21 protein-coding genes are annotated in these 19,776 nt (G+C 74.2%); 16 read left to right on the forward strand and 5 right to left on the reverse strand.

Annotation, left to right across the window (positions count from 1 at the left end):
• Positions 1 to 27: 27 nt before the first annotated feature.
• The 4 genes from leuD (at position 28) to ACTHAM_RS10130 (ending at position 4,089) form a co-directional block, all read left to right on the forward strand.
• Positions 28 to 699, forward strand: coding sequence for a 3-isopropylmalate dehydratase small subunit (gene leuD, locus ACTHAM_RS10115; protein ID WP_440686973.1), 672 nt, complete (start codon positions 28 to 30; stop codon positions 697 to 699).
• Positions 700 to 870: 171 nt separating this feature from the next.
• The gene (murA, locus tag ACTHAM_RS10120) at positions 871 to 2,187 is read left to right on the forward strand and encodes a UDP-N-acetylglucosamine 1-carboxyvinyltransferase (RefSeq protein WP_440686975.1); all 1,317 of its coding nucleotides are present in this window, start codon (positions 871 to 873) and stop codon (positions 2,185 to 2,187) included.
• A gap of 85 nt (positions 2,188 to 2,272) precedes the next feature.
• A complete protein-coding gene (locus ACTHAM_RS10125) occupies positions 2,273 to 3,031 on the forward strand; it encodes a lysophospholipid acyltransferase family protein (protein ID WP_440686977.1) in 759 nt (252 codons plus the stop codon).
• Between the two features lie 59 nt (positions 3,032 to 3,090).
• On the forward strand, positions 3,091 to 4,089 hold the full coding sequence (locus ACTHAM_RS10130; RefSeq protein ID WP_440687213.1) for an NAD(P)H-dependent glycerol-3-phosphate dehydrogenase: 999 nt from the start codon (positions 3,091 to 3,093) through the stop codon (positions 4,087 to 4,089).
• A 28-nt stretch (positions 4,090 to 4,117) separates the two neighbouring features.
• Here the strand turns inward: ACTHAM_RS10130 and ACTHAM_RS10135 are convergent, their stop codons facing one another.
• Positions 4,118 to 4,828 (reverse strand): AMIN-like domain-containing (lipo)protein, encoded by a 711-nt coding sequence (locus ACTHAM_RS10135; RefSeq protein WP_440686978.1) that lies wholly within the window; start codon positions 4,826 to 4,828, stop codon positions 4,118 to 4,120.
• Positions 4,829 to 4,897: 69 nt separating this feature from the next.
• Positions 4,898 to 6,139 (reverse strand): trans-sulfuration enzyme family protein, encoded by a 1,242-nt coding sequence (locus ACTHAM_RS10140; RefSeq protein ID WP_440686979.1) that lies wholly within the window; start codon positions 6,137 to 6,139, stop codon positions 4,898 to 4,900.
• A 199-nt stretch (positions 6,140 to 6,338) separates the two neighbouring features.
• Here ACTHAM_RS10140 and ACTHAM_RS10145 point away from each other — a divergent pair, with 199 nt between their 5' ends.
• Positions 6,339 to 7,472: a D-alanine--D-alanine ligase family protein gene (locus ACTHAM_RS10145; RefSeq protein WP_440687215.1), complete on the forward strand. Its 1,134-nt coding sequence runs from the start codon at positions 6,339 to 6,341 to the stop codon at positions 7,470 to 7,472.
• 18 nt (positions 7,473 to 7,490) lie between these two features.
• On the opposite strand, the gene ACTHAM_RS10150 is transcribed toward ACTHAM_RS10145, so the two are convergent.
• Complete coding sequence (locus ACTHAM_RS10150; RefSeq protein ID WP_440686981.1) at positions 7,491 to 7,961, reverse strand: DUF3515 domain-containing protein; 471 nt, start codon at positions 7,959 to 7,961, stop codon at positions 7,491 to 7,493.
• 230 nt (positions 7,962 to 8,191) lie between these two features.
• Between ACTHAM_RS10150 and ACTHAM_RS10155 the strand changes: the two genes are divergently transcribed.
• On the forward strand, positions 8,192 to 9,169 hold the full coding sequence (locus ACTHAM_RS10155; RefSeq protein ID WP_440686983.1) for a thiamine-phosphate kinase: 978 nt from the start codon (positions 8,192 to 8,194) through the stop codon (positions 9,167 to 9,169).
• Between the two features lie 37 nt (positions 9,170 to 9,206).
• On the opposite strand, the gene ACTHAM_RS10160 is transcribed toward ACTHAM_RS10155, so the two are convergent.
• A complete protein-coding gene (locus ACTHAM_RS10160; RefSeq protein WP_440686985.1) occupies positions 9,207 to 9,731 on the reverse strand; it encodes an N-acetyltransferase family protein in 525 nt (174 codons plus the stop codon).
• A gap of 155 nt (positions 9,732 to 9,886) precedes the next feature.
• Positions 9,887 to 10,078, reverse strand: coding sequence for a 50S ribosomal protein L28 (rpmB, locus tag ACTHAM_RS10165; protein WP_146842772.1), 192 nt, complete (start codon positions 10,076 to 10,078; stop codon positions 9,887 to 9,889).
• A gap of 198 nt (positions 10,079 to 10,276) precedes the next feature.
• On the opposite strand from rpmB, the gene ACTHAM_RS10170 reads away from it, so the two are divergent.
• The 10 genes from ACTHAM_RS10170 to rnc all read left to right on the forward strand — a co-directional run bounded on the left by ACTHAM_RS10170 (position 10,277) and on the right by rnc (position 19,766).
• Positions 10,277 to 11,860 (forward strand): DAK2 domain-containing protein, encoded by a 1,584-nt coding sequence (locus tag ACTHAM_RS10170; protein WP_440686988.1) that lies wholly within the window; start codon positions 10,277 to 10,279, stop codon positions 11,858 to 11,860.
• A gap of 2 nt (positions 11,861 to 11,862) precedes the next feature.
• Positions 11,863 to 14,082 carry an ATP-dependent DNA helicase RecG gene (locus ACTHAM_RS10175; protein WP_440686989.1) on the forward strand — a complete coding sequence of 740 codons (2,220 nt, stop codon included), beginning with the start codon at positions 11,863 to 11,865 and terminating at the stop codon, positions 14,080 to 14,082.
• 42 nt (positions 14,083 to 14,124) lie between these two features.
• Positions 14,125 to 14,814 carry an ABC transporter ATP-binding protein gene (locus tag ACTHAM_RS10180; protein WP_440686991.1) on the forward strand — a complete coding sequence of 230 codons (690 nt, stop codon included), beginning with the start codon at positions 14,125 to 14,127 and terminating at the stop codon, positions 14,812 to 14,814.
• On the forward strand, positions 14,811 to 16,442 hold the full coding sequence (locus ACTHAM_RS10185) for a DUF6297 family protein (protein WP_440686993.1): 1,632 nt from the start codon (positions 14,811 to 14,813) through the stop codon (positions 16,440 to 16,442). Before ACTHAM_RS10180 ends, ACTHAM_RS10185 begins: the two co-directional genes overlap by 4 nt.
• Positions 16,439 to 17,017, forward strand: a complete 579-nt coding sequence (gene rsmD / locus ACTHAM_RS10190; RefSeq protein ID WP_440686995.1) for a 16S rRNA (guanine(966)-N(2))-methyltransferase RsmD — start codon at positions 16,439 to 16,441, stop codon at positions 17,015 to 17,017. Before ACTHAM_RS10185 ends, rsmD begins: the two co-directional genes overlap by 4 nt.
• 115 nt (positions 17,018 to 17,132) lie before the next feature.
• Positions 17,133 to 17,642: a pantetheine-phosphate adenylyltransferase gene (coaD, locus tag ACTHAM_RS10195; protein ID WP_440686997.1), complete on the forward strand. Its 510-nt coding sequence runs from the start codon at positions 17,133 to 17,135 to the stop codon at positions 17,640 to 17,642.
• Complete coding sequence (locus ACTHAM_RS10200; RefSeq protein ID WP_440686999.1) at positions 17,639 to 18,136, forward strand: hypothetical protein; 498 nt, start codon at positions 17,639 to 17,641, stop codon at positions 18,134 to 18,136. The genes coaD and ACTHAM_RS10200 overlap by 4 nt, the downstream gene beginning before the upstream one ends.
• Before the next feature lie 97 nt (positions 18,137 to 18,233).
• Complete coding sequence (locus ACTHAM_RS10205) at positions 18,234 to 18,809, forward strand: YceD family protein (RefSeq protein ID WP_440687001.1); 576 nt, start codon at positions 18,234 to 18,236, stop codon at positions 18,807 to 18,809.
• Positions 18,810 to 18,811: 2 nt separating this feature from the next.
• Positions 18,812 to 19,009, forward strand: a complete 198-nt coding sequence (gene rpmF / locus ACTHAM_RS10210) for a 50S ribosomal protein L32 (RefSeq protein ID WP_440687003.1) — start codon at positions 18,812 to 18,814, stop codon at positions 19,007 to 19,009.
• A 46-nt stretch (positions 19,010 to 19,055) separates the two neighbouring features.
• A complete protein-coding gene (gene rnc / locus ACTHAM_RS10215) occupies positions 19,056 to 19,766 on the forward strand; it encodes a ribonuclease III (RefSeq protein ID WP_440687005.1) in 711 nt (236 codons plus the stop codon).
• Positions 19,767 to 19,776 lie beyond the last annotated feature (10 nt).

Raw genomic sequence — 19,776 nt, forward strand, 5'->3', positions numbered from 1 at the left:
CCCGCCCGACCAGGAGCGAGACCCGCCATGGAGAAGTTCACGACCCACACCGGCGTCGGCGTGCCGCTGCGCCGCAGCAACGTCGACACCGACCAGATCATCCCGGCCGTCTACCTCAAGCGCGTCACGCGCACGGGGTTCGAGGACGCGCTGTTCGCCGCCTGGCGTGGCGACCCGGACTTCCTGCTCAACCAGGACGCCTACAAGTCCGGCTCGGTGCTCGTCGCCGGCCCCGACTTCGGCACGGGCTCCTCGCGCGAGCACGCCGTCTGGGCGCTCAAGGACTACGGCTTCCGCGTGGTGATCTCGGCCCGGTTCGCCGACATCTTCCGCGGCAACTCCGGCAAGCAGGGGCTGCTGGCCGCCCAGGTGGCGCAGGAGGACATCGAGCTCATCTGGAAGGTCCTCGAGACGAAGCCCGGCACCGAGGTGACCGTCGACCTCGAGGCGCGCACGGTCGTCGTCGACGACGTCGTGGTGCCGTTCCAGGTCGACGAGTACACGCGCTGGCGCCTCATGGAGGGCCTGGACGACATCGGCCTGACCCTGCAGCACGAGGGCGAGATCACGCAGTTCGAGACGACGCGTGAGGCCTGGCGTCCGCGGACGCTGCCCGCCAAGCACCTGCCCAGCGTCGAGATCGAGGCGGCTCGCCCCGCCGCCGTCCCGGTCGAGCTGGGGACGACCCGCACCTCCTGAACCGCACCTTCACGCGCGCGGGCGGCTCCTCTCACGAGCGGTCGCCCGCGCGGTGCTCGGCCGACGTCGTCGCAGGTCGGGGCCGTCCGATGTGTGAAGGTTTCGCGTCCACGCCCACCACGCCGCTGCGACTGGTGCGAAGCACCGGGCTCGGCAGGGCACGATGGGACCATGAAGGATCTGCTGTACGTCAACGGTGGCAACCCTCTGAAGGGTGAGATCACCGTCCGCGGGGCCAAGAACTTCGTCTCCAAGGCGATGGTCGCCTCGCTGCTCGGCGAGACACCGAGCGTGCTGCGCAACGTGCCGCGCATCCGCGACGTCGGTGTCGTCACCGGCCTGCTCGAGCTGCACGGGGTCAAGGTCGTCTCGGACGACGCCGCCGGCACCCTGCGCCTGGACCCCACCGACGTCGAGTCCGCCCACGTGGCCGACATCGACGCCCACGCCGGGTCCAGCCGCATCCCGATCCTGTTCTGCGGCCCGCTGCTGCACCGGCTCGGCGAGGCGTTCATCCCCGACCTGGGCGGCTGCCGCATCGGCGACCGGCCGATCAACTACCACCTGGACATCCTGCGGCAGTTCGGCGCCGTGGTGGACAAGCGCGAGAACGGCATCCACATCCGCGCCCCGTACGGCCTGCAGGGCACCAAGATCGCCCTGCCGTACCCGAGCGTGGGTGCCACCGAGCAGCTGCTGCTCACCGCCGTGCGCGCCGAAGGCATCACCGAGCTGTCCAACGCGGCCATCGAGCCCGAGATCATGGACCTGATCAACGTCCTGCAGAAGATGGGCGCGATCATCTCGGTCGACACCGACCGGGTCATCCGCATCGAGGGCGTCGCGCGACTGGTCGGCTACCAGCACACCGCGCTGGCCGACCGCATCGAGGCCGCCTCGTGGGCCTCGGCCGCGCTGGCCACCAGCGGCGACGTGTACGTGCGTGGGGCCACCCAGCCCGAGATGACCACGTTCCTCAACACCTTCCGCAAGGTCGGTGGCGAGTTCGAGATCGACGACGACGGCATCCGGTTCTTCCACCCCGGCGGCGACCTCAACTCGATCACGCTCGAGACCGACGTGCACCCCGGCTTCATGACCGACTGGCAGCAGCCGCTGGTCGTCGCGCTCACGCAGGCCAAGGGCCTGTCGATCGTGCACGAGACCGTGTACGAGAACCGCTTCGGCTTCACCGACGCGCTGCGCGGCATGGGCGCCACGATCCAGGTCTACAAGGAGTGCCTCGGCGGGCGCCCGTGCCGGTTCGGGCAGCGCAACTTCTACCACTCGGCGGTCATCTCGGGCCCCACGCCGCTGTCCGCCGCCGACATCGAGGTGCCCGACCTGCGCGGCGGGTTCAGCCACCTCATCGCGGCCCTGGCCGCCAAGGGCACCTCGCAGGTGCGCGGCATCAGCCTCATCGACCGCGGGTACGAGCACTTCACCGAGAAGCTCGAGTCGCTCGGTGCGGAGTTCAGCCGCGCCTGAGCCCCCGGACGCACGACGCGGGCGCCCCACCGCACCGGTGGGCGGCGCGGGGCGCGGCACGGGCAGCCGGGTAGCATCGGCTGCCGTGCCGCGTCATCCCGAACGCTCCAACCGTGTCTACCGCGTGGTCGCCCGCATCCTGCGGCCGCTGCTGTACTCGATCACCCGCCGCCACTGGTCGGGGCAGGAGCACCTGCCCACCGGTACGGGGTTCATCGCCGCGGCGAACCACATGACGAACATCGACCCGTTGACGTTCGCGCACTACCTGTACGACAGCGGGTTCGCCCCGAAGATCCTGGCCAAGGCCTCGCTGTTCACCGTGCCGGTGCTCCGAGGGGTCCTGCGCGGCACGGGCCAGATCCCCGTGCACCGCAACACCGCCGCCGCGCACGACTCGCTCGACGCAGCGATGGCAGCCCTCGAGGCAGGGGAGTGCGTCGCGGTGTTCCCCGAGGGCACCCTCACCCGGGACCCGGACCTGTGGCCGATGGTCGCCAAGACGGGCGTCGCCCGACTAGCGCTGGCCACCCGGGCACCGGTCATCCCGGTCGCCCAGTGGGGCCCCCAGGACCTTCTCGGGCGCTACTCGAAGCTGTTCAAGCCGTTCCCGCCCAAGCACGTCACCATCGTCGCCGGTCCGCCCGTGGTGCTCGACGACCTCTACGACCGACCGCGCGACTCGGCGACGCTGCGTGAGGCCACCGACCGGGTCATGGCCGCCATCACCGCGCTGCTCGAGCAGATCCGCGGCGAGCAGGCGCCGGCCGTGGTGCACGACATGCGCAAGCCCGGCGGCGGTCGGCCCGCCGCCGACGGCACGACCGGGTCCACGACCCTGTGACCGGCGCACCGACGAGCGGGCCCACCACGGCTGCGGGGCCGGCAGGCGAGGAACGGCCCCTGCGGGCCGCCGTGCTCGGTGCAGGAGCCTGGGGCACGACGTTCGCCGCCGTGCTGGCCGATGCCGGATGCACCGTGACCGTGTGGGGGCGTGACGCCGAGGTCTGCCGTCAGATCACCGACGAGCACCGCAACCCGGCGTACCTGCCCGGGGTCGAGCTGCCCGGCACGATCCAGGCCACGACGGACGCCCGTGCGGCGCTGGCCGGTGCCGACGTCGTGGCCGTCGCCATCCCCTCGCAGAGCGCGCGTGCCACGCTCGAACCCCTCGCGGACGCGCTCGCACCGCACGCCGTCGTCGTCTCCCTGATGAAGGGCGTCGAGCTGTCCACCGACCAGCGGATGAGTCAGGTCGTCGCGCAGTCGCTGGGAATCGACGACTCCCGGGTCGCCGTGGTCTCCGGCCCGAACCTGGCCAAGGAGATCGCCCAGCGGCAACCCACGGCGACCGTCGTCGCCTCGACCAGCGACGAGACGGCGCGCCTGGTGGCCCGGGCCTGCGCCTCGTCGTACTTCCGCCCGTACACCAACGACGACGTGGTCGGCGTCGAGCTGTGCGGGGCGGTGAAGAACGTCATCGCGCTCGCGGTAGGCATCTCGCAGGGGCGGGGCCTCGGCTACAACACCATGGCCACCGTGATCACGCGCGGGCTCGTCGAGATCACCCGGCTCGGGCTGGCGCTCGGCGCAGACGCCGAGACGTTCCCGGGTCTGGCGGGCATGGGTGACCTCATGGCCACGTGCGCCTCGCCCGACTCGCGCAACCACACCCTCGGCGGGCACATCGGGCGGGGGATGAGCCTGGACGAGGCCGTCGCAGCCACCGGCGGCACCGCCGAAGGTGTGAAGTCCTCACGGTCCGTGCTCGAGCTCGCGCAGCGGCTCGGCGTCGACATGCCGATCACCGCCGCGGTCGTGCGCGTGCTCTACGAGGGGCTTCCCGTCGACGACCTGGCCCCGCTGCTCCTGGCCCGGCCCCGCAAGGCCGAGGGGGTCTGAGCGGGTCCGTGCGGGGGGCGCGGGCCGCTCAGGACGAACGCACGTCCACCACGATCCGTGCCGGGTCGTCCAGGGCGTAGGCCCGGAACGGCCGTTGTCCGCCGTCGACCCCGATGAACACCTGCAGGTACCCCTCGAACAGGCTGCTCCAGACCACCTCGGTGACGGCGGTGGTGCCGGCGGCCCGGATGGTCCGCGGCCCGTCGTAGGGGTTCGTGCCCTCGGTGGGGAGCGCCACGGGCATCAGCGTCACCTCGAGCACGGCGTCACCGGCCACCTCGACGGGCTCGCCGCTGCCGTCCCCGACCGCCTGCACGACGTAGCGCACCGTCCACCCGGGCGTGCCGGGTCCGTCGAGCTCGAGGACCACCCGGTCGTAGCCGTCGTGCGCGCCCACACGCAGGTCGACGAGGGTGCCCGCCGGCCCGCCGGCGGCGTCGCCGGTGTCGGGGGCGGTGTCCGCGGGGAACGCCGGTGCCGACGTGCTGCCGTCACCGTCGGTGCTGCCCGGGTCGGAGGTGCCCACGGAGCCCGGGCTCGGCTCCAACGGCTCGCCGGCGCCTGGGGTTTCGCCTGAGGGTGCCTGCGACGGCTCCGCGGACCCGGCCGAGGTCGACGGTGCGGCGGACGGGCCGACCGGTGTGGGCTGCGCGCCGTCACCGCTCGTGCAGGACGTCACCGCCAGGAGGGCGGCCGTCGCCAGGACGACCAGGGTGCTCGACGGGTGCGGGTGTCGCATCGTGACCACGCTCCTCGGACACGTCCAGCGTAGGCCGGGTCGGGTCGGACGGCGCTGCCACGGGCCCGTTCAGGCGGCCGGTGCGTGCTCCGGGCCGGCCCCCGTGGTGCGCTCGAGCGCCTGGCTCAGGTCGGCCCACAGGTCCTCGACGTCCTCGATGCCGACCGACAGCCGCAGCAGGTCCTCCGGCACGCTGGCCGGCTCCCCGGGGAACCGACGGCGGCGCTCGAGCGAGGACTCCACACCACCCAGGCTCGTGGCCGGGACCCACAGCCGGAGCGCGGCGACCACGGCGTCGGCCGCCGCCGCCCCGCCCGCGGGGCGCAGCGCCACGATCGACCCGAAGCCGTCCATCTGGGCCGCCGCCCGGTCGTGCCCCGGGTCGCCCGGCAGGCTCGGGTGCCGTACGGCGGCGACCGCCGGGTGGTGCGCGAGTCGGCGTGCGAGCTCGGCCGCGTTGGCCTGCGAGCGCTGGACGCGCAGGGCGAGGGTCCGCAGCCCCCGCAGCGCGAGCCACACCTCGCTCGGCCCGGCGATCGCGCCGTGCAACGTGCGGTAGCCGCGCAGGAGCGCGTGCAGCGCAGGATCGTCGGACAAGGCGGCACCCAGCACCACGTCGGAGTGGCCGGACAGGTACTTGGTGACCGAGTGCACCACGACGTCCGCCCCCCACGACAGGGGCCGCTGACCGAGCGGGGTCGCGAACGTGTTGTCGACCGCGACGAGGGCGCCCGCCTGGTGCGCGCCACGGATCAGCGCCGGCACGTCGGCGACCTCGAGCATCGGGTTGGTCGGCGACTCGACCCAGAGCATCGACGCGACGCCCGGGGCGCCCTCGCCGTCCGGGCCGGCCTCGCCCCGCACGGCCGCCAGCACCGCGTCGGTGTCGGCCACGTCGACGAGCGTGAGGGCGACCCCGCTGCGCCTGCCGAGGTCCTGCGCGTACGAGGTCGCCACGTTGTAGGCATGCCGCGGCAGCACGATCCGACCCCCCGGGGGGACCAGTGACATCGCCGCCGCGATCGCGGCCATGCCCGAGCCGAACACGAGGGCCGGGTGCACCGAGCGTTCCAGGGCCCCCAGGGCCTCCTCGAACGGGTGCCACGTCTCGGTGCCCGCCCGGGCGTAGAACAGCTCGCCGGCGGGCACCTCGCCCTGCGAGACGTACGTCGAGGACAGGACCAGCGGGGGGTTGACGGGCCCACCCTGCACCCGCGGGGGACGGCCCGCGGCCACGGCGAGCGTCGCGGGCGACAGCGTCGAGGTGGGCTGGTGGTGCGCGGACGAGGCAGGTTCGGGCGTGGCGCTCACCCCGGCAGGCTACCGGCGGGCGTCCGGGCCGCCGTGGGGGTTTCGCGGGCTGGTCGCGGGCACCATGGAGGCGAGCCGACAGACGGGGACGGGCGGGCCGTGAACGGGTGAGGGGCGGGTAGGGTCGGCCCCGATGGAACCGACGTCCGCACCCCAGTCCCACCCGTCCGACACCCGGCCGTCCGCCGACGACGCGGTGATGCCTGTCCCCGGCACCGAGGGCGCCCGCCGCCCCCGGGTCATGGTCCTGTTCGGGGGGCGTTCGGGCGAGCACGCGATCAGCTGCGCCACGGCAGGCGGGGTGCTGCGCGCGATCGACCGCGACCGGTACGACGTGCTGGCCGTCGGCATCACGCCCACGGGCCGCTGGGTGCTGGCCGAGGACGACCCGGACCGGTGGGCCATCACCGAGGGCAGGTTGCCGCAGGTCGAGGACACCGCCACGCACGTGCTGCTGCCGCAGGACGTGCAGGACCGCGTCGTCCGGGTGCTCGAGCCGGGTGCCACGCCGCGCGACCTGGGTGACGTCGACGTGGTCTTCCCCGTGCTCCACGGTCCGTTCGGGGAGGACGGCACGCTGCAGGGTCTGCTCGAGCTCGCCGACGTGCGCTACGTCGGCGCGGGCGTGCTGGCCTCGGCCGTGGGCATGGACAAGCACATGATGAAGCTCGTGCTGGCCGGGCACGGCCTGCCGGTGGGGCCGTTCCGTGCCCTGCTGCCCGGTGACCTTGCCCGCGACCCGGCACTGGCCACCAAGGCGGCGGCCGAGCTCGGCCTGCCGGTGTTCGTCAAGCCGGCCCGCGCAGGTTCGAGCCTGGGCATCTCTCGCGTCGACGACCTGGCCGACGTGGACGCCGCCGTCGCGCTGGCGCAGCAGCACGACCCGAAGATCGTCATCGAGGCCGCGATCGTCGGGCGTGAGGTCGAGTGCGGTGTGCTCGGCGGCCGAGCCGGGGCCCGTGCGCGGGCGTCGCTGCCGGGTGAGATCGTGGTGACCGACCAGCGGCACACGTTCTACGACTTCGAGGCCAAGTACCTCGACGAGGCGGGCGTCCGTCTGTCGTGCCCGGCGGACCTGCCGCCCGAGGTGATCGCCCGGGTGCAGGACGCCGCCGTGCGCACCTTCGAGGCCGTCGGATGCGAGGGCCTGGCGCGCGTGGACGTCTTCGTGACCCCCGACGGCGAGGTCGTCGTCAACGAGATCAACACGATGCCCGGCTTCACGCCCTACTCGATGTACCCGCGCATGTGGGAGGCGTCGGGGCTGTCGTACCCGCAGCTCGTCGACGAGCTGCTGCGCCTGGCGCTCGACCGGCCCACCGGGCTGCGCTGACCTCGGGCGCCCGGCCGGTCACAGGCAGGTGCGCAGCTGCTCCGTGCGCCAGACGGCCGGGCCCAGCAGGTCCACGAACGACGTGGAACGCTCGCCGGCCACGGCGGCGGGGACGTAGACCTCGACCGCCGGTTCACGGCCGTACGTGGTGAACGTCCAGCCCGTCTCGGCGGCGTCCGTCGCGTCCTCGTCCGGCACGACCACCCAGTCGACGCTCGGCCCGCCGGGTGTCTCGACGGTGACGCAGCGGTCGGTGGTGGGGCCCAGCGGCTCGACACCGCAGCGCAGCACCACGGGGTCCTCGGGTGTGCCCCAGGCCTTGGTGGCCTGCGCCGTGGTGTCCAGGGCGGGCAGCCCGTCGCCGAGCTCGTCGGGCAGGGCCAGCACCACCTCGGCGCACACCGGGTCGCTCGCGGACGGCGCCACCTCGACCGGCACGGCGGAGGTGCACGACGTGAGTACGGCTGCCGCGGCCGTGCCAACCGCCACCGTCACCAGGGTGTTCGCCGTGACGCCGCCACGCCGACGGTCGGTGCGGTCACCCCTCGCGGGGTCGGGCCAGCCACGGCGGGTCGAACGGGTCACGGGCACTGCGACACCGTAACGCGGCGTCGCAGTGCTGCCCGGACGAGCGACGAGCCGACGGTGCGTCGCGTGTCACAGCGGCTGCGCGGGCCGCCGTGCGCACCGGCGGGCGCGGGCCGTCTACGGTGGCGGACGTGATCGACGACCTGCTCGTGCGCGACGTCAGCGAGGACGGCCTGCTGGCCCGGATCTTCCCGCACCTGCCCGTCGGGCCCGGCACCAGCGTGCCACCCGGTGACGACGCCGCCGTGGTGGCTGCCCCGGACGGTCGTGTGGTCGTCACGACCGACGTGCTGGTCGAGGACCGGCACTTCCGCCTGCGGTGGTCGTCGGGCGAGGACGTCGGGCACCGGGCGGCGGTGCAGAACCTGGCCGACGTCGCGGCGATGGGCGCACGCCCCACGAGCCTCGTGGTGGCGCTGGTGGTGCCCGGTGACCTGCCTGTCGCGTGGGTCGAGGGGTTGGCCCGTGGCCTGGGCCAGGTGTGCGGGGCGCTCGAGGTGGGTGTGGTCGGCGGGGACCTGTCCGGTGGTGAGCACGTCGTCGTGGCGGTGACCGCGCACGGTGATCTGGGCGGCCGCGCCCCCGTGCTGCGCTCCGGTGCGCGTGCCGGTGACGTGGTGGCCCACGCCGGGCGGCGCGGCTGGTCGGCGGCGGGCCTTGCGCTCCTCGAGCACGACCGGGGGCAGCACGACCTCGCGTTGGTGGAGGCCTACCTGCGCCCCACCTCACCTCTCGGTGCCGGTCCGCTGGCGGGGGAGTCGGGGGCGACGGCGATGCTCGACGTCTCCGACGGTCTGCTGCGCGACGCGGGGCGTATCGCCCGGGCGAGCGGGGTCGTCCTCGACCTGGACGAGCCGACGGTCGCGTTCGCCGACGACGTGCACCGCCTGACGGATGCGGCGGCACTGGTGGGGGCCGACGCCCGGACCTGGGTGCTGACGGGCGGCGAGGACCACGGCCTGCTGGCGACGTTCCCGGCCGGGGTGCCCCTGCCGGAGCCGTTCCGGGCGGTCGGTCGGGTCCTCGCGGGGGCGGAGGGCGTCGACGTGCTGGTGGGCGGTCGTCCGCCGCAGGTCGGCAGGACGGGATGGGACCACTTCGGCGGCTGACCGCACAGGCGGGCCATGGTCGGCCGTCGGGCCGGTCTCAGCCTCGGCGGTAGCGGACCTCGAGCAGGTCGGCGCCGCCGAGCTCGTCGAGCCGTTCGACACCGTCCGGCTGGAACCCGTGCCGACGGTAGAAGTGCCGGGCGCGCTCGTTGTCGGCCAGCACCCACAGCGACACCCGCGCGCCGCTGCCGAGCTCGGACAGCGCCGTCCGCAGCAGGTCCCGGGCCACGCCGTGGCCCCACGTGCCCGGGTCGAGGTAGACCGAGTAGATCTCTCGTTCGCCCCGGCGGGCGTCCTCGTCGCGGCACGGGCCGAGGGTGAGGAACCCCACGATGCCGGACGGCGCCTGGGCGACCCAGGTCCGCACATGCTCGTGCGGGGCCCGGTGCAGGTCGTGCCGCCATGTCTGCGTGCGCTCGTCGACGTCCAGCGAGGCCAGGTACTCGGCCGGCACGATGCCGGCGTAGGCCTCCTGCCAGCTGCGGACGTGCACGCGGGCGATTCCCGCCGCGTCGCCTTCGTCGGCGGTGCGGATCGTCACCTCGTCGAGCTGCTCGACCATGGCGCCCACCCTGCCACACGCCGGGCCGGCTGTTCCAGGGAATGGTCGGTGTTCTGGGCGGTGCGCGGCCGCCGGGAGGCCGCAGAGCGAGCGTGGACGCGCAAGAGCCCGCGAGGACCAGGTCCTCGCGGGCTCTTGACGACGAGCGGGCGGTCTCAGACCGCGCGCTGCACCTTGCCGGCCTTCAGGCACGAGGTGCACACGTTCAGACGCTTCGGCGTCCCCGCGACGACGGCACGCACGCGCTGGATGTTGGGGTTCCAGCGGCGCTTCGTGCGCACGTTCGAGTGCGAGACGCTGTGCCCGAAGCTCGGGCCCTTGGCGCAGACGTCGCAGTTAGCAGCCACGATCTTCTCCTGGTTCGGTTTCGTGCACGCCGCTGTTCGCGGCGAAGTCCTGTGGTCCGGGGCGCTCCGGGCGCCGCCAGTGCCCGGCTCGGCCGGACAACCGCTCAAGACTAGCCCATGAGCCCGGGGCACCCAAATGTGGGCCCGATGGGGCAGGGTGGGCGGGCACGTGGACGGATCGGGACGGACGGAGGCACCGTGGGCGGGCTGGACGGCGCGGTCGTACGGGCCTGGGCGTGCGCCGCCCACGATGCGCTGCTCGTCGCGCACGAGCGGATCGACTCGGTCAACGTGTTCCCGGTCGCCGACGCCGACACGGGCACCAACGTGCTGCTGACCCTCGCCGGTGGCCGTCAGTCGCTGGACGCGGTGCCGTCGGACGCCGGAGCCGGGCAGGTCGCGGCGGCGTTCGCGCACGGCGCGCTGCTGTCCGCGCGGGGCAACTCCGGGATCATCCTGAGCCAGTACCTGGCAGGACTGGCCCGCGAGCTTCCCGCGGTGGCCGACGCCGGGCACCTGGCCGACGCCTTCGCCGGCGCCGCCCGCTGCGCGCGCGACGCCGTGGCCGACCCCCAGGAGGGCACCGTCCTGACGATCGCGCGCGACGTCGCCCACGGTGCGCGCGCGGCGGCGGACGCCGGTGCGGACACCGCCACGCTGCTGGACGGCGTGCTCGGCGAGGCGCACAGCTCGCTGGCTCGGATCAGCTCCCAGCACCCGGTGCTGCGGGCGGCCCACGTGCTCGACGCCGGGGCGTGCGCGTTGCTCGTCGTGCTCGACGCCCTCGCGCGCGTGGTGCGAGGTCGGGGCCCGGCCACCGCCGCGGATCTGGCATGGCTCCCGACCGCCGAGGCCGCGGTGCACGGCGCGGGAGAGGGCGGCCCGTTCGAGGTGATGCTCCTCGTGCGCGGACGCGGCGGCGTGCCGGAGGACGCAGCCGACCCGGGTGCGGTGCTGCGCGGGCGCCTGCACCAGCTGGGGGACTCGGTCGCCGTGGTCGGTGCGGACGGGTGGTGGCACGTGCACGTGCACACCGACGATCCTGCCGCCGCGGTCGAGGCGTGCGCCGGGGGCCTGCGCGAGCAGGTCGTCGTCCGGCTCGTCACGGCCGGCCACGCCGGGACCGCCGGCCATGGGGGGCCCTCCGCGGGTGTCGTGGTGTGCACCGCATCGCCGCAGCTGGCGCCCTGGTACGCGGCGCTCGGCGCCGTGGTCGTGCTGCGCGTCCCCGAGTCCGCCGTCGCCGCGCGCCACCTGCAGCGCGCACTCGTCGACGCCGGGACGGGTGCGGTGACCGTCCTGACGGGCGGCGCCGTGGACCATGCCGCCGTGTCCCAGGCCTGCGAGGCGGTGGGCGACGCCGCCGGTCACCAGGGCACCGGCCTGCCCGCGGTGCGGGTCGTCGACACCGGGGACGAGCTGGGCACGGCCGTGGGCCTGCTCGCGCTGACGGGTGGCGCGTCCGCCGCGGTCACGGCCGCGGACGCCGAGACGGCGCTGGCGCGGCTGCACCGCGCCCCTGTCCACCTGGCCGTGACGAGCGCCGACCACGCCGCCGAGGCCACCCTCGCCGCGCTCGACGCTGTGGTCGCCCGCTGGCCGCGGAGCTCGGCACCACCGGAGCACGCGACGGTGCTGCACGGCCACGGGCTCACGCACGAGGACGCGGCACGGCTCGCAGTGCTGCTCGAACCGGCGCTCGGCATCCGGCACCCGTCACTGGAGGTGCTCGTGCTGGGCCCCGTCGAGGACGTCGACGGGCTGCTCCTGGGGGTGGACTGACCGTGCTCGAGGACCCCCTGAAGAAGGCCGTCGGCCCCCGGTCGGCCACGGCGCTGGCCAAGCTCGGCCTGCACACCGTCGCCGACCTGCTGCGGCACTACCCGCGCCGGTACGCCGAACCCGGCACGTTGACCGACCTGGCCACGCTCGCGCCCGGCGAGCACGCCACCGTCGTCGCGGAGGTCCGCCAGGTCACCGTCCGGCCGACGTCCACCGGCAAGGGACTGCTGCAGGCAGTCGTGACGGACGGGCAGCACACGCTCGCGCTGACGTTCTTCGGCCGCAGCACCCGGTCGTTGGGGTACCACGAGATGCGCCTGGTGCCCGGTCGGCGCGGACTGTTCACCGGCGACGTGGGGGAGTACCGCGGGCAGCGGCAGTTCACCCACCCGGACTACACGATCTTCGGGCTCGACGTCGACGACGAGGACGAGGCCCTCGACGAGGCCGGCCGGCCGATCCCGCTGTACCCGGCGTCGGCGTCCATCACCTCGTGGCAGATCGCCAAGGCCGTGCGCACGGTGCTGGACCCGCTCACCGCCGCCGACCTGCCCGACCCCCTGCCCGAGGAGATCCGGGCGCGTCACGGCCTGCGTACGTGGCACGAGACGCTGCTCGACGTGCACGTGCCGCACACGGACGAGGACTGGCGGCGTGGGCGCGACCGGCTGCGCTTCGAGGAGGCGTTCGTGCTGCAGGCCGAGCTGGCCCGCCGCCGCGCCGCCGCCGCGGCCCAGCAGGCGACCGCCCGCGAACGCACCCCGGGCGGTGTCCTCGAGGCCTTCGACGCCCGGTTGCCGTTCACCCTCACCGCCGGGCAGCGTGAGGTCGGCGAACAGCTCGCCGCCGAGCTGGCGCTGGCGACCCCCATGCAGCGGCTCCTGCAGGGCGAGGTCGGGTCGGGCAAGACCGTCGTCGCGCTGCGCGCGATGCTGCAGGTGGTCGATGCGGGCGGGCAGGCGGCGCTGCTGGCCCCCACCGAGGTGCTGGCTGCGCAGCACGCTCGATCGCTGCGAGCCATGCTCGGCGACCTGGCCGACGCCGGCTACCTCGGGGGGGCCGAGGTGGGCACGCGCATCGCGCTGCTCACCGGTTCCCAGCCGGCGGCCGCGCGGCGCGCGAACCTCCTGGACGCGGCCAGCGGACGTGCGGGCATCGTGGTGGGCACGCACGCGCTGCTGTCGGACGTCGTGCAGTTCGCCGACCTCGGGCTGGTGGTCGTCGACGAGCAGCACCGCTTCGGCGTGGAGCAGCGCGACACGTTGCGTGCCAAGGCTGCCGGCGCACCGCACCTGCTCGTCATGACGGCCACGCCGATCCCGCGCACGGTCGCCATGACCGTCTTCGGGGACCTGGAGACCTCGGTGCTGCGCGAGCTGCCGGCGGGGCGCAGCGGCGTCACCACGCACGTGGTGCCCGCGTCCAACCCGGTGTGGACCGCCCGCACGTGGGCCCGGGTGCGCGAGGAGGTCGACGGCGGCGGACGTGCCTACGTGGTGTGCGCCCGGATCGACGGCGACGGCGACGGGAACGCGGTCGACGAAGGTCCTGCTGCTGACGGGCCCGACGATCTGGCCGCCCCGCCGCCGGGTGCCCCGCCGCGTGCACCGCTGCGCGCCGTCGTCGAGGTGGCCGCGGAGCTGGCCGGCATGGACGTGCTGCGCGGCGTGCGGATCGGCACGCTGCACGGGCGTATGGCGCCCGAGGAGAAGGAGTCCGCGCTGGCGGACTTCGCCTCCGGGCGGGTGCCGGTGCTCGTCTCCACCACGGTGGTGGAGGTCGGCGTCGACGTGCCCGAGGCGACGACCATGGTGGTCCTCGACGCCGACCGGTTCGGGGTGTCGCAGCTGCACCAGCTGCGCGGCCGGGTCGGGCGCGGGTCGGCGCCGGGGCTGTGCCTGCTGGTCGCGGACGTGATGCCCGAGACCCCCGCGGCCGTTCGGCTCGAGACCCTGGCACGGACCTCCGACGGCTTCGAGCTCGCGGCCGTCGACCTGGAGTTGCGGCGCGAGGGCGACGTGCTCGGTGCGGCGCAGTCGGGAGCGTCCACCTCGTTGCGGTTCCTGCGGGTCACGCGCGACGCCGACGTCATCGAGCGGGCGCGCGCCGACGCCCGCGCGCTCGTCGAGCGCGACCCGACGCTGCAGGCATCGCCCGCGCTGGTGGCCGCGATCGAGGAGCGGCTGGTGGGGGAGCGTGAGGAGTTCCTGGACCGTTCGTGACCGGCTGACCTCGTGCGCGGCCGCGCGGCTACCCTGGCGCACGTGTCGAAGCCTGTCGTGCGCGCCCAGGACCTGCTCGTCGGATACGGCGGTGCGCCGGTCTGCGCGCCCGTGTCGTTCACCCTGTCGCCGGGCAAGATCCTCGCGCTGGTCGGGGCGAACGGCTCGGGCAAGTCGACCGTGCTGCGGTCCGTCATCGGGCTGCTCGAACCGTCGGGCGGGTCGTTGCAGGTCTTCGGTGCGCCCGTGGACGAGCGGGACGTGGCGTTCCGCACCCGGGTGTCGAGCGTGCTCGACGACGACGCGTACTTCCCGGCCCTGACGGTCTCCGAGCACCTGTACCTGACCGCGCGCGGCCACGGCGTGCTCGGTGCGGACGACGTGGTCGCCGAGCTGCTCGAGGAGTTCGGCCTGACCGAGCACGCCCGGTCGCTGCCTGTCGCGCTGTCCTCGGGCCAGCGCCGCCGGCTCCTGCTGGCGGCCGGGTTCGTGCGCCCCCGTGCGCTGCTGGTGCTCGACGAGCCCGAGCAGCGGCTCGACCGTGACATGAAGACCCGGCTCGCCCGGCGGCTGGTCGCCGAGCGGGAGGACGGCGGTGCCGTCATCCTGGCCACGCACGACGCCGACCTGCTGCGGGCCGTCGCCGACCGGGTCATGCTGCTCGCCGACGACACCTCACGGCTGGTGTCGGTCGCCGAGGCGGCCGACATGATCGGGCGGAACCCGTCGTGAACGAGCCCGACGCCGATCTCGTCGGGCCGGACGAGATCGGCGAGGTCCCCGCGGCACGCTCCATCCGACGCTTCACGACGCGTGCCGCGAACGCGCGCAGCGGTGCGCACCTCGGCTCGGTCCTCTCGGACGTCTACTACGCCGTCGTGACCGTGGCCATCAGCATCGCGGTGGCGCTGGGGCTGGCCCAGCAGCTGCGGGTGTCCCTGCCCCCGGCCCCCGACGTGGTGGCCCCGCGAGGGCTGAGCCTGCCCACGCTGGTGGTCGTCGTGCTCGTCGGGCTGGTGGGCGTGCTGCTGTCGCTCGCCGGTCGCCTCGGGCCGATCGGGGCCGGTGGTGCGGAGGCCACGTGGTGGCTGGGCCTGCCGGTGGACCGGCGTGGGCTGCTGCGACCGGCCGCTCGGCGGCTGCCCGTGCTGGCCGGGCTCGTCGGCGCCGTGCTGGTGGCGCTGCTGGACGCCGGCCTGCTGGCGGACTCCCCGGCGCGGGTGCTGCAGGTGGCCGTGACCTCCGCCCTGGTCGCGTCCGGCGTCGTGCTGCTGGCCGGGCTCGCGCAGACGGTGGGCGTCGCCCGTCGCTCCACGGCGCTGGTCGGCGACCTGGTGCTGGTGGCGGCGCCGTTCGCGGCATTCGCCAGCGCCCTGGCCTCGGTGCACCTGGTGCGTGTGCCGACCCTGCCGTGGCCGCTGGTCGTCGCGCTCGCCCTGGGGGTCGTCGTGCTCGCGCTGCTCGTCGACCGTCGCCTGGGCCGGGTGCCCACGCGCACGTTGCGCGAGAGCGGCTCGGTGGCCAGCCAGGCGGTCGGTGCGATGGTCTCGCTCGACTCGCGCGAGCTCGGGCGTGCCCTGAGTGACGGCACGGCGCGCGCCACGCGGCGGCGCACCTCGCGCCTGCGCAGCGCCCGAGGTGCCGCGTCCGCGCTGGTCACCTCCGACCTGGTCGTGCTGCGGCGCTCGGCCCGGCACGTGGTGCAGATCGTGGTGGCCGCGCTCGTGCCCGTGCTGGTGTGCACCGTGCCGCAGCTGGCCAGCACCGCCGGCGTGCTGCTGGCCGTGCTGGTCAGCGGCTACGTGGCGCAGAGCGCGACCTGTGAGGGCGCCCGGCGCGCGGAGATGGCCCCCGCGCTGGACCGGCTCCTGCCGCTCGGGGCCCGCACCGTGCGGCGCCTGCGGATGGTCGTCCCGGCCGGCGCCATGGCTCTGTGGTCCCTCGTGGTGTTCGCGGCCGTGGGCGGCTGGGCGGGCAGGACGGGCGACTGGTTGGCACTGGGTGTGGCAAGCACGCCCGTGTGGGCGGCGGCGGCGGTCCGTGCCGCCTACCGTCCGGCGCCCGACTGGGGTGCCCCGTTGGTGTCCACGCCGATGGGGGCCCTGCCCTCGGGTGTCGGCTCGGTGATCGCGAGGGGACCCGACGTGGTGGTCCTCGGTCTGCTGCCGGTGTGGATCGCACTGCTGCTGGGCACCGTGACCCCGGTGCTGCTCGGCGTCCAGGCGGTGTGCTCCATGATCGCGGTGCTCGTGGCCTCCTCGACCGATTCTCGCGGGCTGCTCGAGCGGATGATGGACGCCTCGAAGGACCAGGAGGCGGCCACGCGGGCCGCCGGGGCCGGGTCGGGGAGCGCGCGATGACCAGGATCGTGGCGGGGTCCGCCGGCGGCCGGACGTTGCAGGTGCCCTCCAGCGGCACCCGCCCGACCAGCGAACGCGTGCGTGAGGCCCTGTTCTCGCGGTTGGAGCACCTCGACGCGGTCGAGGACGCCGTGGTGCTCGACCTGTTCGCGGGCTCCGGTGCGCTGGGGCTCGAGGCGGCCAGCCGCGGCGCACGGGCGGTCACCCTCGTCGAGGGTGCGCGGGCCGCGGTCGAGGTGTGCCGGCGCAACGTGGCCGCGACGGGCCTGGCCGCGCAGGTGTCGGTGGTGCACGACCGGGTCGAGCGGTTCGTCCAACGCCGACCTGCGCAGCCGTGGGACCTGGTCATGGTCGACCCGCCGTACGACTTGGGCGACGAGCCGTTGACGCAGGCACTGACGGCCGTGCTGCCCTGGCTGGGTACCGGGGCGGTCGTCGTCGTCGAGCGGTCCACGCGCACCGTGGAGCCGGTCTGGCCCACCGGGCTCGTGCGGTTCGACGATCGGGCCTACGGCGAGACGCGCGTGTGGTTCGCCGAGCCGGAGACGCAGGACCAGGACGGGTCCGCGGTCTAGGTCGACGGCCGGCCTCAGGCCCGCGCGTCGCACGACGAGGGCATGTCTGACGGCTGCTGCGGCAGGGCTCGCCTAGGTTGGGAACCATGAACGTGCGCGCAGCGAGGTCCGGTTCATGAGCGTGGCGGTGTGCCCCGGGTCGTTCGACCCCATCACGGTGGGGCACCTGGACGTCGTCCTGCGTGCTCGGTCGATGTTCGACGAGGTCGTGGTGGCCGTTGCCCGCAACTCGGGCAAGTCGGCGCTGCTGCCCGTCGGGACGCGGGTCGAGCTGGCTCGCAGGGCGCTCGCGGACGTCGACGGCGTGCGGGTGGAGGCTGTCGAGGGTCTGCTGGCGGACTTCGTGCGAGTGACCGGTGCCAGCGCGGTGGTCAAGGGGTTGCGCGGTGGCGCGGACTTCGATGCCGAGGTACCCATGGCGTTGATGAACCGGCACCTGTCCGGGGTCGAGACCGTGTTCGTGGTGGGGGCGTCCGAGCTCGCCCACGTCGCCTCGTCCCTGGTCAAGGACGTCGCACGGTTCGGAGGACCGATCGATGACCTGGTGCCGCCCGGTGTGGCCGCGGCGGTCCGGGAGGCGCTGGGCGTGCACGACGCCCAGGCGCCGGGAGGAGGATCTCGATGACGGAGAACGACGAACCCACCACCAGGCCCGAGGGTCTGACGGGGGTGCTGGACGCGATCGCGACGGTCGTGGAGCAGGCGCGGGCGATGCCGATGTCCTCCTCCGTGCTGGTCAACCGGGCCGAGCTGCTCGACCTGGTCGACCAGGCGCACGAGGTGCTGCCCTCGCAGCTGGCGCGCGCCGACGAGGTGCTCGCCGACGCGGACGCCGCGCGGGCGGCGGCGCAGGCGGAGGCCGACGTGCTCCTCGAGCGTGCCCGTGCCCAGGCGGCCGAGCTCGTGTCGGCGGAGGCGGTCGTGGTCGCGGCGCGCGAGAGCGCGGAGCAGATCCTCGCCGAGGCGCGCGAGACGGCGCAGCAGCTGCGGCGCGACGCGGACGACTACTGCGACCGGCGCCTGGCGGACTTCGAGATCGACCTGGGCAAGGTGCTGAGCCAGGTCCAGGCCGGGCGCGCCAAGCTGGCCGATCGCCTGGGGGACCCGGGGCTCGGGTGAGGCGCCGCCGATTTGGGAGCGGTCCTCCGGTGTCGTAGAGTTGTCCGTTGGTCCTGCTGGTCATGGCGTGGACCGAGATCGACGAGGGGACCGGACCGTGCAGCGCCCTGTTCACCTCGATCCCCGCTCGCCCTTCGTGCTCGAGACTCACGAGCTCGGTCGACGTCCGGGATCGACGAGGACGGTGCAGCGCACCGTCGCGGCCCCGGCCGATCTCGGTACCGACGTGATCGGCGTCCCTGCCGGGGCCGACGTCGAGCTGGATCTGCGGCTCGAGGCGGTCATGGAGGGGGTCCTGGTCACCGGAACCATCCGGGGTCGGGCGGTCGGGGAGTGCGTGCGCTGCCTGGGCGAGGTCGTCGACGACGTCGACGTGTCGCTCACGGAGCTGTACGTCTACCCCGAGCGTGCGGCGGTCGCCCTGCAGGACGGCGACGACGAGGAGGACGTGCGCGAGCTCGAGGGCGACCTGGTCGACATCGAGCCCGCGCTGCGTGACGCGGTGGTGCCTGCACTGCCGTTCCGGCCGCTGTGCCGCCCCGACTGCCCGGGCCTGTGCCCGCAGTGCGGTGCGCGCCTGGCGGACGAGCCCGACCATGGGCATGAGACGCTAGACCCTCGGTGGTCCGCCCTCGGTGGCCTCCTGAGCAATGACGAGACGAAAGAGAGCTAGCCGTGGCTGTTCCGAAGCGCAAGATGTCGCGCAGCAACACCCGTGCGCGTCGCTCGCAGTGGAAGACCACTGCCACGACCCTCACGACGTGCCCGCAGTGCCGTGCCGACAAGCAGCCGCACGCGGCCTGCCCGTCGTGCGGTGCGTACAACGGTCGTCGCTACGCCGAGGCCGTGCGCAGCGAGCACGAGGCCCGCTGACCAGGTCAGCGCTTGCCGTGACGCACCACGTGACCGGAGGACCGGCATGAGTGCCGCGGCCGATCGACTTGTCGAGGAGCTCGGAGTCCACCTGGACCCCGAGCTCCTCGTGCTCGCCCTGACCCATCGTTCGTTCGCGCACGAGGCCGGTGGCATCCCGACGAACGAGCGTCTGGAGTTCCTCGGCGACACCGTGCTCGGGCTGGTGGTGACAGAGGCGCTCTACCGCACGTACCCCGAGCTGTCCGAGGGGGACCTGGCCAAGATGCGCGCGGCGACGGTGTCGCAGCGCGCGCTGGCGTTGGTGGCCCGCGAGCTGGACCTCGGTTCGTACGTGCTGCTGGGCAAGGGCGAGCTCGCCACGGGTGGCCGGGACAAGGACTCGATCCTGTCCGACACCCTCGAGGCGGTGTTCGGCGCGGTGTACCTCTCGCACGGGCTGGAGCCCGCGCGCACGCTGGTGACCCGCCTGGTCGGACCCACGCTGAGCGCTGCCGCCGACCTCGGTGCAGGGCTGGACTGGAAGACCTCGCTGCAGGAGCTGTCGGCGCAGCTCGGCCTGGGCGCCCCCAGCTACGACGTCGTCGGTGAGGGTCCCGACCACGCCCGTACGTTCACCGCGCACGCCGTCGTCGGCGGCGAGGTGCGGGGCGCGGGGACCGGTCCGGCGAAGAAGCTCGCCGAGCAGGACGCGGCGGCCGCGGCCTACCGCGCACTCGAGGCCTTGCGCGCCGAGTCCACCGCGGTCGGCTCCTGACCTCGGTCCT

Origin of the sequence: Cellulomonas soli (assembly GCF_052036975.1) — a bacterium.
Taxonomy (GTDB): domain Bacteria; phylum Actinomycetota; class Actinomycetes; order Actinomycetales; family Cellulomonadaceae; genus Cellulomonas; species Cellulomonas soli_A.